The sequence below is a fragment of the Brevundimonas sp. UBA7664 genome (assembly GCF_002483305.1).
Classification (GTDB): Bacteria; Pseudomonadota; Alphaproteobacteria; order Caulobacterales; family Caulobacteraceae; genus Brevundimonas.
Genome location: NZ_DLHQ01000024.1, coordinates 1 through 15,897, shown reverse-complemented (window position 1 = coordinate 15,897; position 15,897 = coordinate 1). Strand labels below are relative to the sequence as shown.

Below are 15,897 nucleotides of genomic sequence, written 5' to 3'. Positions count from 1 at the left end.
GAGTCCGGCTTGGATTACGCCGGAGACTGGACTTGCCGCGCTCCGCAGAAGGGTGCGGTCCAGGGATCAGGAAACGCCGGGGTCGCCGTCCAGCACGGGGGTCCGGCCCATGTCGGGGAGCCACCATGCGCCTTACCAATCTTCTTCGCACCACCGTGTCGGCCGCCGTCGTCGGCGCCTGCGCCTTCGGCTTTGCCGGCGTCGCCTCCGCCCAGGACGCGCCGCAGGAATCGGCCACCAGCATCGATGACATCATCGTCACCGCCCAGAAGCGCGAGCAGAACCTCCAGGATGTGCCCATCGTGGTCACCACCCTGTCGCAGGAGACGCTGGAAGGCGCGGGCGTGCGGGACATCAAGGATCTGCAGATCCTCACCCCCGGCCTGATCGTCACCTCCACCACCAATGAATCGGTCACCACCGCCCGGATCCGCGGCGTCGGCACCGTGGCCGACAACCCCGGCATCGAGAGCTCGGTCGGCATCGTCATCGACGGCGTCTATCGCTCGCGCAACGGCGTCGGCTTCGGCGACCTCGGCGAACTGTCGCGCGTTGAAATCCTGAAGGGTCCCCAGGGCACCCTGTTCGGCAAGAACACCTCGGCCGGCGTCATCAACATCATCTCCGAGGCCCCGTCCTTCACCCCGGGCTTCCAGGGCGAGATCACGGGCGGCAATTTCGGCGCCTTCGGCGCCTCGGCTTCGGTCACGGGCGGAATCACCGACCAGGTCGCCGGCCGGCTGTACGTCGGCCACCGCGAGCGGGACGGCTTCTATAACGTCACCATCCCCGCCGGCGGCCCGCGCACCGAGACCGACGACCAGAACCAGGACTTCTGGACCGCCCGCGGCCAGCTGCTGATCCTGCCCAGCGACTCCGCCTCGATCCGCATCATCGCCGACTACAGCGACCGGTCGGAATACTGCTGCGTCGCCTCCCAGGTCATCACCGGCCCCACCGGCGCCATCATCAACGCCCTGACGCCGGGCGGCACCGGCATCCGCGGTCCGGTCACCCCGAACTACGCCGCCGCGACCCCGCACTCGTTCTCGCGCGACGTCTACGCCAACCGCCCCACCGAGCAGTTCATCGAGGACATGGGTCTGTCGGCCGAGGCCAACATCGACCTGGACTCCATGAACGCGACCCTGACCTCGGTCACCGCCTGGCGGAACTGGGAGTCGGTCAACGGCGGCGACATCGACTTCAGCGGCGCCGACCTGTTCTACCGCGACTCCGACGGCTCGTTCAGCTTCGCCCTTGAACAGGTCAGCCAGGAACTGCGCCTGGCCGGATCGACCGACCGGGTCGACTGGCTGGTCGGCGGCCTGTGGAGCCATGAGGACCTGCAGCGGAACGACAGCTTCCTGTTCGGCGGCGGAGCGAGCTTCTATCTCTCGGCCCTGCTGGCCAGCCAGGCCGGCCTGCCCGGTTCGGCCGCGACCTTCCTGAGCTGCGCCACCGCGCCGTTCCCGTTCAACGTCGGTTGCGGTCTCGGCGGCTTCGTCGCCCCGGGCGCCCCCGGCCTCTCCATCGCCCCCGGCTCCGGCTACAAGGATCGCTACAGCCAGGGCTCCGAGTCCTTCGCCCTCTTCACCAACAACACCTTCCGGGTGACCGAGCAGTTCGAACTGACCCTTGGCCTTCGTTATACGAAGGAAACCAAGGAGATGATGACGAACCAGGACAACATCGGCGGCAATGGCGCGATCTGCGCCGCGGCCCGGGCCAACCCGCTGTTCGCCCCGCCCTCGCCGCTGAACGGCTTCCTGGGCGGCGGCTTCTGCATCAACCAGCTCAACACCGACTTCGACGGGCGGACCTATCTGCAGGAGTTCGAGGACGACGACATCTCGGGCAAGTTCGCGGCCCAGTACCGCTTCAACGACTCCCTGATGGTCTATGCCTCCTACGCTCGCGGCTTCAAGGCGGGCGGCTTCAACCTCGAGCGCTCCTCGGGCCCGACGGTCGTCGGCAACACCAATCCGTCGCCGATCGATGACACCTCCTTCGCCTCGGAAACGGTCCAGAGCTACGAGCTGGGCTTCAAGAGCACCCTGTTCGACCGCTCCCTGCTGCTGAACGCCACGGCCTATGAGCAGAATTTCGAGAACTTCCAGCTCAACACCTTCGTCAGCCCCAACTTCATCGTTGAGAGCATCCCCGAGCTGAACAGCCGCGGCGTCGACCTCGACTTCTTCTGGTTCACCCCGCTGGAAGGCCTGTCCTTCTCGGGCGGCGCGACCTGGACCGAGAGCGAGTACGGCATGTTCACCGCCGCCGACCTCCAGGTGCCGTCGCGCTTCCCGGCCCTCAGCCTGCTGCCGGGCAACACCGTCTCCTTCGCGCCGGAATACACCGGCTCGGTGGCGATGAATTTCGATCGCTCGATCGGCAACGGCCTGCGTCTCGGCCTGAACCTGGCGGCCAAATACACGACCGAATACAACACCGGCTCCGACCTGCTGCCGGCCAAGATGCAGGACGCCTTCACGGTGGTGAACGGCCGCATCACCATCGGTTCGGAAGACGACCGTTGGGCGCTGGACCTCTGGGCCCAGAACCTGACCGACGAGGAATACTACCAGGTCGTCTTCAACGGTCCGCTCCAGGGCTCGGCCTTCTCGACCCTCCAGCCGAACGGCACCTACTACAACCCGGCGGCGGACACGACGACCTACGACGCCTTCCTGGGCGCGCCGCGTACCTACGGCCTGACCCTTCGCGTCAAATACTAGACCGGCCTTCGACAGCCGATCGACAAGCGCCGGCCGGGGGAAACCCCGGCCGGTTTTGTTTTGGGCGATGGCCTTTGGTGCGAGGACGCGTCTCCATCCCCTTCATGGGGAGGGGGGTCGCGAAGCGACCGGGTGGGGACGTGTGAAGCCGGGCGCCGGTCGTGCGGGACGGGCGTGCCCCACCCGGGTTCGGCTGCGCCTCGCCGTCCCTCCCCATGAAGGGGAGGGAGAATAGGCCGGCCTGGATGCCGAAGCCTGACGCCTACTCGGCCGGGCTTGCCGCCTGGCCCGGCGCATGGCGCTGGCTCGCGAACGTCTTGCTCATGCGGCGTTTGAAGAAGCCGGCGATGTCATCGACGATGGTGAAGATCGGCGGGATGAACAGCAGCGACAGGAAGGTCGAGGAGATCAGTCCCCCGACCACCGCGATGGCCATCGGCTGGCGGAACTCGACGTCGGCGCCCCAGCCGATCGCCACCGGCAGCATGCCGGCGCCCATGGCGAAGGTGGTCATCAGGATCGGCCGCGCCCGCTTGTGCGCTGCATCCATGATCGCCTCCAGTCGCGACTGCCCGGCCTGCTCGGCGATGATGATGTAGTCGACCAGCAGGATGGAGTTCTTGGCCGCGATCCCCATCAGCATCAGCACCCCGATCAACGACGAGATCGAGAAGCTGGACCCGCCGATCATCAGCGCCACGAAGGCGCCGCCGATGGCCAGCGGCAGGGAGGCCATGATGGTGATCGGATAGGCGAAGCTTTTGAACAGCAGCACCAGCACGGCGTACATCAGCAGGATGCCGGTGCCGAAGGCGACGGCGAAGCCGACGATCATCTCCTGGATGAATTCCTCGTCGCCAGCGGGCACCTGACGCACGCCGGCCGGCAGGTTCTGGACCGTCGGCAGCCGGCTGACCGCGACGGCGGCCTCGCCGCTGCGGATGCCGTCCAGTTCCGCCGAGATGGTCGCCACGCGCGAGCGGTCCTGGCGCAGCACCTGCGACGGCCCGGCGCCGAAGCGGATGTCGGCGACGGCGCTCAGCGGTACGGAGGTCCCGTTGGCGGTCGGGACCCGCAGGGTCTCGAGCACCGACAGGTCCTCGCGCGCGTCGCGGGTCAGCCGCAGCCGGATCGGCACCTGGCGGTCGCCGAGATTGTATTTCGGCAGGTTCTGGTCGACGTCGCCGATGGTGGCGACCCGCACGGCCTGGGAGATGGCGCTGGTCGAGACGCCCATCAGGGCGGCCTCGTCGGCCCGGGGCGTGACCAGGATTTCCGGTCGCGCGATCGACGCGGTGTTGACCACATTGGCCAGTCCGGGAACCGTCCGCATCTCGGCCTCGACCGCGCGCGCGGCGGCGGTCAGGGTGGCGCCGTTGTCGCTCAGGATGGCGAATTGATACGAGGTGCCGTCGCTGGGTCCGCCCCCCTGTTGCGCCACGCCGGCCCCGATGCGGGCTCCGGGAATGGACTTCCAGCCGTCGACCATGACGCGGGCGAACTGCTGCTGGCTCAGGTCACGCTCGCCCTTGCCGACCAGGTCGGCGTAGACATTGGCCTGATTGACCTCCTGGCCGCCGATCGAGGCGTAGACCGAGGTGACCTCGGGCCGTTGCCGCAGGTCCCGGGTCAGGCGTTGAACCACGGCGTCCGTTTGCGCCAGGGTCGCGCCCGGCGGGAGTTCGACCGAGAAGCCGGCGCGGCTGCGATCTCCACTGGCGAGGAATTCGAACGGCACCTTGGTGGCCAGGAAGGCGCAGCTCACGAACAGGAGGGTGCCGATCCCGAACACCTTCCAGCGGTTCTTCAGACTCCAGTCCAGTCCCTTCAGATAGCCGCTCATCCAGAACGGGTCGGCGTCCTCGTGCTTCTGATGCTTGAGCAGGTAGGCCGCCATCAGCGGCGTCAGCGTGCGCGCCACCACCAGCGAGAAGGCCACGGAGACGCAGGCCGCCAGGGCGAAGGCCTTGAAGAACTGGCCGATGATTCCCGGCATGGCGCCCACCGGCGCGAACACCGCAATGATGGTGGCGGTCGTCGCGACCACCGCCAGGCCGATCTCGTCCGCGGCTTCCATGGAGGCGCTGTACGGAGACTTTCCGTCCCGCATGTGCCGGACGATGTTCTCGATCTCGACGATGGCGTCATCGACCAGGATGCCGATGGTCAGCGACAGGGCCAGCAGGCTGATGCCGTTCAACGACTGGCCCAGCGGCTCCAGCACCAGGAAGGTCGGGATCAGCGACATCGGAATGGCGGTGGCGGTTATGAAGGTCGCCCGCCAGTCGCGCAGGAAGATGAAGACCACCACGACTGCGAGCACCGCGCCCAGAAGCAGGGCTTCCAGCGAGGCGATATAGCTTTCCTCGATCTCTTCGACGCTGGCCGTGACCTGGCGGATGGTCAGTTCGGGATTCTCCTCGTCGATCTTGGCGACGGCTTCACGAACCCGTTCCGCGATCTTGACCTCGGACGCCGAGCGCGAGCGCAGGAAGTTGAAGGTGATCGCCTCCTGGCCGTTGTAGCGGGCCAGGCGGCGCGGCTCGGACCAGTGATCCTCGACCCGGCCCAGATCGCCCAGCCGCACGGAGCGGCCGCCGGACAGCGGCACCAGGGTCTCGCGCAGCCCCTCGATCGAGGTCGCGGCGCCCAGGGTCCGGATCGAGCGCTCTGCGCCCGAGATGGTCACCCGGCCGCCGGGTTGGTCTGAGTTCACGCTGGTCAGGGCCTGGCTGACCGCCGCCGCCGTCAGGCCGTATGAGGCCAGGCGATCCGGATCCAGTTCGACCGCGATCTCGCGATCCACGCCGCCGCCGCGGTTGACCTCGCCCACGCCCTTGATGGCCAGCAGGGTGCGGCTGATGTCGTTATCGACGTACCAGCTGATCTCTTCCGGCGTCATCGTCTCGGAACTGACGACCCAGGTGATCAGGGCGTCGCCGGTGATGTCGATGCGCTGGACGCTCGGTTCCTGCATGTCCTGCGGCAGGTCGGCGCGCAGGCCGCTCATGGCGTTGCGGACGTCGTTGGTGGCGCGTTCGGTGTCGGTGCCCAGTTCGAACTCGATCGTCGTCGAGGAGACGCCATCGGTGATCTGGGAGTTGATGTGCCGCACGCCCGACAGACCCGCCAGCGAGTCCTCGATCAGTCGCGTGACCTGGACTTCCATCTCGCTGGGCGCCGCGCCGGGCCGCACGGCCGTGACCGCCACCAGCGGAAAGTCGATGTCCGGATTGTTGTTGATCCGCATGTTCAGGAAGCTGAGCACCCCGCCGATGGTCAGCAGGGTGAACAGCAGGATGATCGGGATCGGGTTCTTGATCGACCAGGAGGAGATGTTTTTCATGGTCGGGCTCTAGCGCGCGGCCGGAGCGGCCGGAGCGGTGGGCGCGGCCGCGGCCGGGCGGGGGGCGGCGGCCACCGTCACCCGGTCGCCGTCGCCAAGGAAGCCCGCCCCGGCCACAACGACACGCGATCCGGCCGGCAGACCCTCGACGGCGGTCTCGTCCGCGGTCCGGGAAATCACCGTGACCGTCTGGAAGCGCACCCGGTTCTCCGCCCCCATGACGAACACCCCGGCGCGGTTCTCGCGATACAGCACCGACGCGGTCGGCACCGTCACGGCGGGCCGGTCGCCGACCTGGATGCGGGCGCGGGCGAACATGCCGGGGCGGAAATCGCCGCCGGCCAGCGAAATCCGGGCGGTCCCCAGCCGGTTGGCGGCGTCGACCTCCGAGGTGACGATGCGGACCCGGCCGGTGGTTTCCCCGACCTGATCCGAGCTGACGACGGCGGTCTGGCCCGCGCGGACCAGGGCCAGTTCGGTCTCCGGCACCTGGGCGTCCAGCTCCAGCCGGCCGTCGCGGACGATGCGGAACAGTTCGGTCCCGGCCCCGACGATCTGGCCGCGGGTGACGCTGCGGCTGATCACCTGGCCCGAAACGGGCGCCTTGATCGTGGCCTGCGCCAGGCGCGTGCGGGTCTCGGACAGCGACGCCTGGGCGGCGGAAACATTGGCGGCCGAGGCGCGCTGATTGGCCAGGGCGGTATCCAGCGAGGCCTGGCTGAGGAAGCCGCGCTCCTTCAGTTCCTGGGCGCGCTCCAGCGCGGCCTGGTCGCGCGCGGCATTGGCCTCGGCGGTCTGGACGGCCGCCTGTTGCTGGCGCAGTTGAGCCTTCAGCAGGGCGTCGTTCAGCTGAACCAGCGGTTGGCCCTGACGCACCCAGGTCCCCTCGTCGACGAAGACGCCGGTGGCGGTCAAACCGCCGGTCTCGGCCCCGACCGGCACCTCTTCCCAGGCCGAGATGCTGCCCGAGGCGGTCACCGTGCGCGGCAGGTTCTGCAGCGTCGCCACGGCGACGGAGACGGTCTGGCTGGACGCCCCGCCGCCGGCCTTGGTCTCGGCCTTCTTGGCCTCGCCTTCGCCGCCGCAGGCCGCCAGGGTCACGCTCAGGGCCATGACGGCCACGCCGGCAAGGCTGTTCCGCAGAATATTCGCCACGTCTGATCCCCATGGACGTCGCGGATGGGGAGCCGCGCGCCTGCTTGTGGGCCGCCCGTCCTGGGTGTCCCTGTCATCAGCCGTTGAATAGCGGTTTCGCCGCGGCTTCTCAAACGCCAATACGGCCCCTTACAGCGAAGTAATCCGTGCCGGATCCAGTGGCGAAACGCCCCGGCGCGGGCGCGCGCGTTGGCGATCCCGCGCCGCCGTGCTACCGGCGCGGCCATGACGACCCCTCCCATCGAACGCATCCGCAATTTTTCCGTCGTGGCCCACATCGACCACGGCAAGTCGACGCTGTCGGACCGGCTGATCCAGGTCACCGGCGGCCTGACCGCGCGCGAAATGTCGGCCCAGGTGCTCGACAACATGGACATCGAGAAGGAGCGCGGCATCACCATCAAGGCGCAGACCGTGCGCCTGAACTACAAGGCGAAGGACGGGCTCGACTACGTCCTCAACCTGATGGACACCCCCGGCCACGTCGACTTCGCCTATGAGGTCTCCCGCTCGCTGGCGGCCTGCGAAGGCAGCCTGCTGGTCGTCGACGCCTCCCAGGGCGTCGAGGCCCAGACGCTGGCGAACGTCTATCAGGCCATCGACAACAATCACGAGATCGTCCCCGTCCTCAACAAGATCGACCTGCCAGCGGCCGAGCCCGAGCGGGTGCGCCAGCAGATCGAGGACGTCATCGGCCTCGACGCCTCCGACGCCGTCCTGTGCTCCGCCAAGTCCGGCATCGGCATCGAGGAGGTGCTCGAGGCCATCGTCACCCGCCTGCCGGCGCCGAAGGGCGACCCCGCCGCCCCGCTCAAGGCCCTGCTGGTCGACGCCTGGTACGATCCCTACCTCGGCGTCGTCGTGCTGGTGCGCATCTTCGACGGCGCCCTCAAGGCCGGCCAGCGCATCAAGATGATGCAGCACGGCTCGACCCATCTGGTCGATCGCGTCGGCGTCTTCCTGCCCAAGAACACCCCGGTCGACCAGCTCGGCCCCGGCGAGATCGGCTTCTTCACCGCCCAGATCAAGGAGGTGGCCGACGCCGCCGTCGGCGACACCATCACCGACGAGCGCAAGCCCACGGCCGAGGCCCTCAAGGGCTTCAAGGACGTCCAGTCCGTGGTCTTCTGCGGCCTGTTCCCGGTCGACGCCGCCGATTTCGAGGACCTGCGCGCCGCCATCGGCCGCCTGCGCCTCAACGACGCCAGCTTCACCTATGAGATGGAATCCAGCGCCGCCCTCGGCTTCGGCTTCCGCTGCGGCTTCCTCGGCCTGCTCCACCTCGAGATCATCCAGGAGCGGCTCAGCCGCGAGTTCAACCTCGACCTGATCGCGACCGCCCCCAGCGTGGTCTACAGGATCGGCCTGCGCGACGGCTCGGAGATGGAGCTGCACAACCCCGCCGACCTGCCCGACGTGATGCAGATCCTGGAAATCCAGGAGCCGTGGATCAAGGCGACCATCCTGACCCCCGACGAATACCTCGGCGGCGTCATCAAGCTGTGCCAGGACCGCCGCGGCTCCCAGATCGAGCTCAGCTACGTCGGCAGCCGCGCCCTCGTGGTCTACGAACTGCCGCTGAACGAGGTCGTGTTCGACTTCTACGACCGTCTGAAATCCATCTCCAAGGGCTACGCCTCGTTCGACTACGAGCTGTCCGGCTACAAGGTCGGCGACCTGGTCAAGATGAACATCCTCGTCAACGCCGAGCCCGTCGACGCCCTGTCCATGCTGGTCCACCGCGGCCGGGCCGAGATGCGCGGCCGCAGCATGGTCGAGAAGATGAAGGAGCTGATCCCGCCCCACCTGTTCGTCATCCCGATCCAGGCGGCCATCGGCGGCAAGATCATCGCCCGCGAAACCGTCCGCGCCCTGCGCAAGGACGTGACCTCGAAATGCTACGGCGGCGACGCCACCCGTAAGAAGAAGCTGCTCGAGAAGCAGAAGGCCGGCAAGAAGCGCATGCGCCAGTTCGGCAAGGTGGAGATCCCGCAGGAAGCCTTCATCGCCGCCCTGAAGATGGACGACGACTGAGGCCCCCGGGGCCTCAGCCCTTCGCCGCCGGCCGCTTCGCCTCGGCCAGCGCCGCCTCCACCGCTTCGAAGGTGTCCGTCACGCTCGCCGCCGGCGGCCGGCCCATCAGGCTGACCCCGACGATGGCGAGGAAGCTGAGCACGAAGCCCGGCACGATCTCGTAGATCACGCCCGACAGCTTGCCCCCGTCGGCCAGCACCGGCGCATAGATCCAGACCAGCACCGTCACCGCCCCGACGATGATCCCCGCCAGCGCCCCGTTGCGCGTCATCCGCTTCCACGTCAGCGACAGGATCACCAGCGGCCCGAACGCCGCTCCGAACCCGGCCCAGGCGTTGGACACCAGCCCCAGCACGCTGTTCTCGGGGTTCCAGGCCAGATAAATCGCCGCCAGCGACACCGCCAGCACCGCCAGCCGGCCGATCATCACCAGCTCCTTCTGCGGCGCATTCTTGCGCAGGAAGACGCCGTAGAAATCCTCGACCAGCGAACTGGACGACACCAGCAGCTGCGACGAAATCGTGCTCATGATCGCCGCCAGAATCGCCGCCAGCAGGAAGCCGGTGATCAGCGGATCGAACAGCACGTCCGACAGCAGGATGAAGATCGTCTCCGGATCGGTCACCGACAGCCCGGTCCGCGTCGCATAGGCCAGACCGACCAGACCGGTCGCCAGCGCCCCGACCAGGGTCACCAGCATCCAGCTCATGCCGATATTGCGGGTCATCGGAATGTCGCGCACCGACCGCACCGCCATGAAGCGTACGATGATGTGCGGCTGGCCGAAATAGCCCAGCCCCCAGGCCATGGCCGAGATGATGCTGATCGCCGTCGCCCCCTGGAACACGTCCAGCAGCCCGGGATCGACCCCGCGCACCGTCTCCGCGACCTCGCCGATCCCGCCGACATTCATCAGCGCCACGATCGGCACGAGGATCAGCGCCACGAACATGATGCAGCCCTGGACGAAGTCGGTCAGGCTGACCGCCAGAAACCCGCCCACCATCGTATAGGCCAGCACCACCCCGGCCGTGATCCACAGCCCCATGGTGTAGTCCAGCCCGAACGAGGTCTCGAACAGCTTGCCCCCGGCCACCAGGCCGGACGAGGTGTAGAGGGTGAAGAACACCACGATCACCAGCGATGAGATCACCCGCAGCATCCGCGACCGGTCCTCGAACCGCTTGTCGAAATAGTCGGGGATGGTGATCGCGTCGCCCGCTGCCTCGGTATAGACGCGCAGCCTTGGGGCCACGATCAGGTAGTTGGCGAAGGCGCCGATGAACAGGCCGAGCGCGATCCACCCCGCCGACAGCCCCGCTGCATACATGGCCCCGGGCAGCCCCAGCAGCATCCAGCCGCTCATGTCCGACGCCCCCGCCGACAGCGCCGCCACCGACGGCGTCAACGACCGCCCCCCCAGCATATAGCCGGCCACGTCCGAGGTGGACTTGCGCCAGGCATAGACGCCGATGCCCAGCATCAGCACGAAATACAGGCCGAGGGTGACGAAGGTTCCGGTTTCCATGGGGGGTGGGGTAGCAGCCGAGGGCGCAGGCGGCCACCCCGGGGGGGGAGGGAAGGTCTGTAGGAGGGATTGCGCCCAGAGACGATCGGTTCGCTCACGGGGTTCAACCCAAGGGGCGAGCCTGCCCTTGATTTCGCCCTTCGGAATCGAAATCGAATGCGCAATGAGTGATCGGACAGCCAGCCCATGGGAAGGAATCTACTTGCCGCGCGCGTGTCTCGCGTGGGTGAAGGAGGTTGATCTGATCATGCTGGAAGAGTTCTGCATCGACCTCTCGGATGCAGGTGCTGATCGGGCGGACGTGCTGCGCTATTGGAAGTTCGACCAGAGCCCGGACGAGTTCGTCGCTTGGTTCGGTGAGAAGTACGATCTGATCACGAGAGACCAGTGGGACCCATTCTGTGCTTTCCGCCGACGCCTTGATTCTTACAAGCGCATGCTCTGACAGCCCTATGGGAGGGTCAGGTCTTGGCGGCATCCGACTTCTTCGCCAGCTTCGCGGCCAAGAACGCATCGCGCTCAGACAGGCGCCTCCGAAATGACTCGGTGTCGATCCCGTCAGGGAGGTTGATTTTCATGCCCTCCAGTTCAGCATAGTCCGAACCTTTTAGGGGTTTTGCGACTTTTACGGTCAGGGTATCGGGGTCAATCCAAATGGCTTCACAATCAAAGAGGATGTGAAGATCGGCGCGCAACAACAGCGCGTTGTCACGCTTGTTGCTGTCCTCGCCCATGTACGGGACGATATGCGCGGCTTCGAGAACTTTGGGCTCGATGCATCCGGTTAGAGCGCAGCGATGGCCGTAGTCCGACAACGCGGCATCCCGGAATTTCTTACTGCCCTGCCGGACTGCAATCTCAGCCATAATCTTCTTGCGCCAGTCACCCGGGGTGATCGCCTGATACCCTGACGGGCTTTCGCTGAAGGAATTTTGGGCACCGATTTCGCCGGAGTTATTGTAGCCCTCGAGGTAAAAAAACCCCTCGCCCCACCCAGTGACCTGACCCAGCCCTAGAACCTCGTAGCGAGCGGGACCAAGTTTGGTCTGGATGACAACGGCAACTGGAACCCGGTCAGCGGCGCAACGAATCAGCGCGTTGTTTGCCGATCGTTCCGAACCGAACTTGTTGGCGGCTTGCATGGCATATTTGTAGAGCCAGGAGCCATCTGCCCTCATCTCAGGGGGAACATCAGCGTAGGTTCCTCCCAGCGTCTGTTTAACGCTAAGGGCGTGCTGCCAGTTCGCTGGCTTCTGAATCCCCGTTTGAGCATTCAGCAGCGAAATGCCGTCGACCCATCCGGGATGACGAATTTCTTGTCCACGCCGCACCTGAAACCACTCGAGGCTTGCACGATGCTCGGGCGCGAGTTTGCTCAGACCTTTAGACAGAGCGCTCATCCGGCGCTGACACCAGCTAACCAGCGAAAAGCCGAGGTTCCCATCTGTGGTTGGTATCGCAATGCCGGACTCCTATCGGAGGTTAGGCATGTTGAGGACTGCAACGCTAGGGCGCCGCGCGCCATCATCTCGACTTCAGGCTGACCCCTCTCCCCTTGGGAGAGGGCTTGAGCGCACGGCGGCGGAGCCGGCGTTCTGCCGCGAAAGGGTGAGGGTCGACTGACCGGGGGCGGCTTCGCCGCTTCCACCGTCCGACCCTCATCCGGCCCTACGGGCCACCTTCTCCCAATGGGAGAAGGGACGACACGGGATGCGATTCCGACGCTCCGATTCCTGCCTCAGCGGGCGTTTCCGGCTTTTATCCCGACACGCCTCCGGGGCGCCCCAGACTTGCGCCCATGACCCGCGCCTGCGCCGAAGCTCCCGCCTCCCATTACCGCCTCAGCCCCGAGACCTGGGCGATCATCGGCGAGGAGTATCGCAACGGCGCCATGGCCAAGGATGTGGCGGCCAAGTGGAAGGTGGCGCCGTCGTCGGTGTATCGCCACGCCTGCCGGGACGGCTGGACCAAGAAATCGATGGGGGACGCGCGGGCGCGGGCGCATGCGCGGATGGTGGAGGCCGAGGAGGAGGGCGCGCGATCGCTGAACCCGGTTGGGTCGCGGGCGCTGAAAAGCCTCTTCGCCCCGCCGCCCGGCGACGACCCCGACGCCTCTGACCCCGCCGCCCTCGCGCGGGCGGCGACCCTGGCCTCGGGGCGGGCGATGAAGGGGCGGCTGTGGGCCGAGGCGCGGGCGCTGGCCGGGCTGGCCGAGAGCTATGCGCGGCTGGGCGAGCGGTCGAAGCGCCGCGAGCTGACGGTCGAGACGATGGACCTGAAGCTGCTGTTCGAGGCCATGCACTGCGATCAGGAGATCATTCGCGAGCGCTTCTGGATCCACGGGGACGAGGATCCGGACCGGGCGGTGAAGTCGGCCTACTGGGAGCACCGCCGTCAGATGATGACCGCCGCCCGCGAGACCCAGACGGCCCTGATGCGGCGGGTCTGGAACGCCGAGCGGATCGCGCAGGAAGCCGGCGGGACGGTCGAGCTCACCGAGGCGGGCCGCGCGGCGGAAGAGGAGACCGCGCGCTGGGTCGCGCTGACGGATGAGGAGATCGCGGAGGAAGGCGTCGAGGCGCCCCCGGATCAGGAAGGCGGCGCCGTCTGACCATTTCCTACCTTTTGCGGAACCGCGTGGCCTCGGCCTTCAGGTTCGAGCCCCAGTCGGTCACCGGCCGGTCCGGTTCGGCGTGGAAGGGCAGGGCGCCGGCGACGCCACGCATCGAAAGCGCCAGCGGCAGGGCCCAGTGCGCCAGCATGCGCAGCGGTTTGCGCCGCCCGTCCAGCACGTCCCAGCCCTCGGCGGCGAAGGCCTCGACCATGTCGGCCGGGTCCAGCCGCTCGATCCCGTCCCAGTCGGCGGGCCGGGCGACCGCCGCCGCCTCGTCCGGCGTCAGGCCGAAGGCGGCGCGCGCGGCCGCGTCGATGGCCTCGGCGATCTCGGGGAACTCGTGCCGCTCGTCCGGATCGGCGGCGCGCGGCTTCATCAGCGCCTTCATCTCCAGATCATCGATCCCGGGCAGATCGATCAGGCGGCGCAGGGGAGCTTGGGTCATGCCCCGGTCTCTAGCGCATCGCGCGGCCGGCCGCATCCGCGCCCGTCGCGCCCCGGCCGGGAACGGAACGCCGGCCCCGACCGCACGTTCAGTGGGTCCACCAGAGGTTTCCCCATGTCCCGATTGATGCCCCTCGCCGCCACAGCCCTCGCCCTGATGCTCGCCGCGCCGACCGCCGTCATGGCCGCAGACCCCGGCAACGGCAACGGCAAGGGCGGCGACCGGCAGGAGCGCGGCAACCGCGGCGGCGACGACGACCGCAGCGACCGCGGCCGCAACGACAACCGCGGCAACGGCCGTGACGACGACCGCCGCGCCGAACGCGCCCCGGCCCGGGTCGCCCAGGCCGCGCGCGCCGCGGCCCGTGACCGCGACGATGACCGCAACGACGACCGCCGTGACGTGCGCCGCGCCGTCGAACGTCAGGTGTTCCAGACCCGCGACGGCCGCCCCGTGGTCTATTTCCAGCGCGACCGCGACCGCGGGCTGATCGCCGGCTGCCCGCCCGGACTGGCGAAGAAGGACAACGGCTGCCTGCCCCCCGGCCAGGCGCGCCATATCGCCCGCGCCGCCGCCGCCGACCGCTACGAGTGGCTGTGGCGCGCGCGCGACGACCAGTCCCGCTACCGCTATGACAACGGCTATCTGTACCGGATGAATTCGCAGGGTTCGCTGCTCGGCTATCTGCCGTTGCTGGGCGGGGCGCTCGCCCCCGGCGCGGCCTGGCCGTCGCAGTACGGCTACCAGCCGGCGCCCGACTACTATTCCAGCTATTTCGGCCTGCCCCAGGGCCAGGACTATCGCTACGCCGACGGCGCCCTGTACGGCGTCGATCCGCAGACGCAGATGATCAGCCGGGTCGCGGCCCTGCTGACCGGCCAGAACCTCAGCGTCGGCCAGCCCCTGCCCAGCGGCTACGACGTCTACAACGTGCCCTACGCGTACCGGAACCAGTACGCCGACAACGCCAATGCGATGTACCGCTACAACGACGGCTATGTGTATCAGGCCGATCCCAAGACCCAGCTGGTGACCGCCGTCATCCAGCTGCTGACCTGATCCGGAGCCCAGACATGCGATTGAAGATGCGCTGGGCGCTCGCGCCCCTCTGCGTGATGGCCCTGGCCGCGTGCGGCGAGGGCGGGGCCGGCAAGGCCGACGGGACGGGGGCCGCCGCGCCCTCGAACCGGACCCTGACGGCGACGCTGAAGGACGACCGCGCCTTCGGCACGCTTGAGCGGGTGCTGGAGAACGCCGCCCTCGGCGACGTGCTGGCGGGCACCGGCCCCTATACGGTGTTCGCCCCGTCCGACGCGGCCTTCGCCGCCTCGGCCGGCGATCTCGGCGACGAGGCGATGAAGGCCCAGGGCGCCGCCGTGCTGCGGGCCCATATCGTGCCGGGGGCGCTGACCCGCGCCGACATCCTCGCCGCCATCGCCCGCGAGGGCTCGGGCGACGTGCAGATGCGCACCATGGCCAACAGCCTGCTGACCTTCTCGCAGGAGGGCGAGACGGTGATCGTGGCCGGCGACAACGGCGCCCGCGCGCGTCTGACCGGCTCGGAGACCGTGGCCTCCAACGGCGTGGTGCAGCCGGTCGACGCCCTGCTGGTGCGGCCGGCGGCGGCGGCGGCGAACTGACGGCATTGACCGTGGGCGCGACGCGGTCGAGAGCTGTCGCATGACCGTCGTCTCCAAAGCTCCCCGCCTCGCCGTGCTGATCGACGCCGAGAACGCCTCGGCCCGCATCGCCGAGGCCCTGTTCACCGAGATCGCCACCCTCGGCGAGGCCTCGGCGCGGCGCATCTACGGCGATTTCGCCAGCGCCCAGCTGATGGGCTGGACCAAGGTGCTGGCCCGCTATGCCATCCAGCCGCAGCAGAATTTCGCCAACACCAAGGGCAAGAACTCGGGCGACATCGCCCTCGTCATCGACGGCATGGACCTGCTGCACTCGGGCCGGTTCGACGGCTTCTGCCTCGTCTCCTCCGACGCCGACTTCACCCGGCTGGCGTCGCGGATCCGCGACGCCAGCCGG

General features: G+C 67.9%; 12 protein-coding genes. 7 read left to right on the top strand and 5 right to left on the bottom strand.

Annotation, left to right across the window (positions count from 1 at the left end; all coding sequences use genetic code 11):
- The first annotated feature begins 125 nt into the window (after positions 1 to 125).
- Positions 126 to 2,738, top strand: coding sequence for a TonB-dependent receptor (locus tag B2742_RS04840; RefSeq protein WP_292063618.1), 2,613 nt, complete (start codon positions 126 to 128; stop codon positions 2,736 to 2,738).
- Positions 2,739 to 3,000: 262 nt separating this feature from the next.
- Here B2742_RS04840 and B2742_RS04835 read toward each other — a convergent pair whose 3' ends face one another.
- A complete protein-coding gene (locus B2742_RS04835) occupies positions 3,001 to 6,084 on the bottom strand; it encodes an efflux RND transporter permease subunit (RefSeq protein ID WP_292063616.1) in 3,084 nt (1,027 codons plus the stop codon).
- Positions 6,085 to 6,093: 9 nt separating this feature from the next.
- Positions 6,094 to 7,239: an efflux RND transporter periplasmic adaptor subunit gene (locus B2742_RS04830; protein ID WP_292063614.1), complete on the bottom strand. Its 1,146-nt coding sequence runs from the start codon at positions 7,237 to 7,239 to the stop codon at positions 6,094 to 6,096.
- 225 nt (positions 7,240 to 7,464) lie between these two features.
- Here B2742_RS04830 and lepA point away from each other — a divergent pair, with 225 nt between their 5' ends.
- Positions 7,465 to 9,273 (top strand): translation elongation factor 4, encoded by a 1,809-nt coding sequence (gene lepA / locus B2742_RS04825; RefSeq protein WP_292063612.1) that lies wholly within the window; start codon positions 7,465 to 7,467, stop codon positions 9,271 to 9,273.
- Between the two features lie 13 nt (positions 9,274 to 9,286).
- On the opposite strand, the gene putP is transcribed toward lepA, so the two are convergent.
- Positions 9,287 to 10,801: a sodium/proline symporter PutP gene (gene putP, locus B2742_RS04820; RefSeq protein WP_292063609.1), complete on the bottom strand. Its 1,515-nt coding sequence runs from the start codon at positions 10,799 to 10,801 to the stop codon at positions 9,287 to 9,289.
- Positions 10,802 to 10,928: 127 nt separating this feature from the next.
- Here putP and B2742_RS04815 point away from each other — a divergent pair, with 127 nt between their 5' ends.
- Positions 10,929 to 11,246 carry a hypothetical protein gene (locus tag B2742_RS04815; RefSeq protein ID WP_292063607.1) on the top strand — a complete coding sequence of 106 codons (318 nt, stop codon included), beginning with the start codon at positions 10,929 to 10,931 and terminating at the stop codon, positions 11,244 to 11,246.
- Between the two features lie 16 nt (positions 11,247 to 11,262).
- Here the strand turns inward: B2742_RS04815 and B2742_RS04810 are convergent, their stop codons facing one another.
- Positions 11,263 to 12,201 carry an HNH endonuclease gene (locus B2742_RS04810; RefSeq protein ID WP_292063605.1) on the bottom strand — a complete coding sequence of 313 codons (939 nt, stop codon included), beginning with the start codon at positions 12,199 to 12,201 and terminating at the stop codon, positions 11,263 to 11,265.
- Positions 12,202 to 12,599: 398 nt separating this feature from the next.
- On the opposite strand from B2742_RS04810, the gene B2742_RS04805 reads away from it, so the two are divergent.
- Entirely contained in the window at positions 12,600 to 13,412 is an 813-nt protein-coding gene (locus B2742_RS04805; protein WP_292063603.1) for a hypothetical protein, read from the top strand.
- A gap of 7 nt (positions 13,413 to 13,419) precedes the next feature.
- Here the strand turns inward: B2742_RS04805 and B2742_RS04800 are convergent, their stop codons facing one another.
- Positions 13,420 to 13,860: a hypothetical protein gene (locus tag B2742_RS04800; protein ID WP_292063601.1), complete on the bottom strand. Its 441-nt coding sequence runs from the start codon at positions 13,858 to 13,860 to the stop codon at positions 13,420 to 13,422.
- A gap of 114 nt (positions 13,861 to 13,974) precedes the next feature.
- Between B2742_RS04800 and B2742_RS04795 the strand changes: the two genes are divergently transcribed.
- The 3 genes from B2742_RS04795 to B2742_RS04785 form a co-directional block, all read left to right on the top strand.
- Positions 13,975 to 14,919, top strand: a complete 945-nt coding sequence (locus B2742_RS04795; RefSeq protein ID WP_292063598.1) for a hypothetical protein — start codon at positions 13,975 to 13,977, stop codon at positions 14,917 to 14,919.
- A gap of 14 nt (positions 14,920 to 14,933) precedes the next feature.
- Complete coding sequence (locus B2742_RS04790) at positions 14,934 to 15,500, top strand: fasciclin domain-containing protein (protein WP_292063595.1); 567 nt, start codon at positions 14,934 to 14,936, stop codon at positions 15,498 to 15,500.
- A 40-nt stretch (positions 15,501 to 15,540) separates the two neighbouring features.
- A partial coding sequence (locus B2742_RS04785; protein WP_292063593.1) for an NYN domain-containing protein occupies positions 15,541 to 15,897 on the top strand: 357 nt, incomplete at its 3' end.

What these genes read in the sequence shown, in the direction of transcription:
- B2742_RS04840 (WP_292063618.1), top strand. Translation starts at nt 126, where the DNA reads ATGCGCCTTACCAATCTTCTTCGCACCACCGTGTCGGCCGCCGTCGTC.
- B2742_RS04835 (WP_292063616.1), bottom strand. Translation starts at nt 6,084, where the DNA reads ATGAAAAACATCTCCTCCTGGTCGATCAAGAACCCGATCCCGATCATC.
- lepA (WP_292063612.1), top strand. Translation starts at nt 7,465, where the DNA reads ATGACGACCCCTCCCATCGAACGCATCCGCAATTTTTCCGTCGTGGCC.
- putP (WP_292063609.1), bottom strand. Translation starts at nt 10,801, where the DNA reads ATGGAAACCGGAACCTTCGTCACCCTCGGCCTGTATTTCGTGCTGATG.
- B2742_RS04810 (WP_292063605.1), bottom strand. Translation starts at nt 12,201, where the DNA reads ATGAGCGCTCTGTCTAAAGGTCTGAGCAAACTCGCGCCCGAGCATCGT.
- B2742_RS04805 (WP_292063603.1), top strand. Translation starts at nt 12,600, where the DNA reads ATGACCCGCGCCTGCGCCGAAGCTCCCGCCTCCCATTACCGCCTCAGC.
- B2742_RS04800 (WP_292063601.1), bottom strand. Translation starts at nt 13,860, where the DNA reads ATGACCCAAGCTCCCCTGCGCCGCCTGATCGATCTGCCCGGGATCGAT.
- B2742_RS04795 (WP_292063598.1), top strand. Translation starts at nt 13,975, where the DNA reads ATGTCCCGATTGATGCCCCTCGCCGCCACAGCCCTCGCCCTGATGCTC.
- B2742_RS04790 (WP_292063595.1), top strand. Translation starts at nt 14,934, where the DNA reads ATGCGATTGAAGATGCGCTGGGCGCTCGCGCCCCTCTGCGTGATGGCC.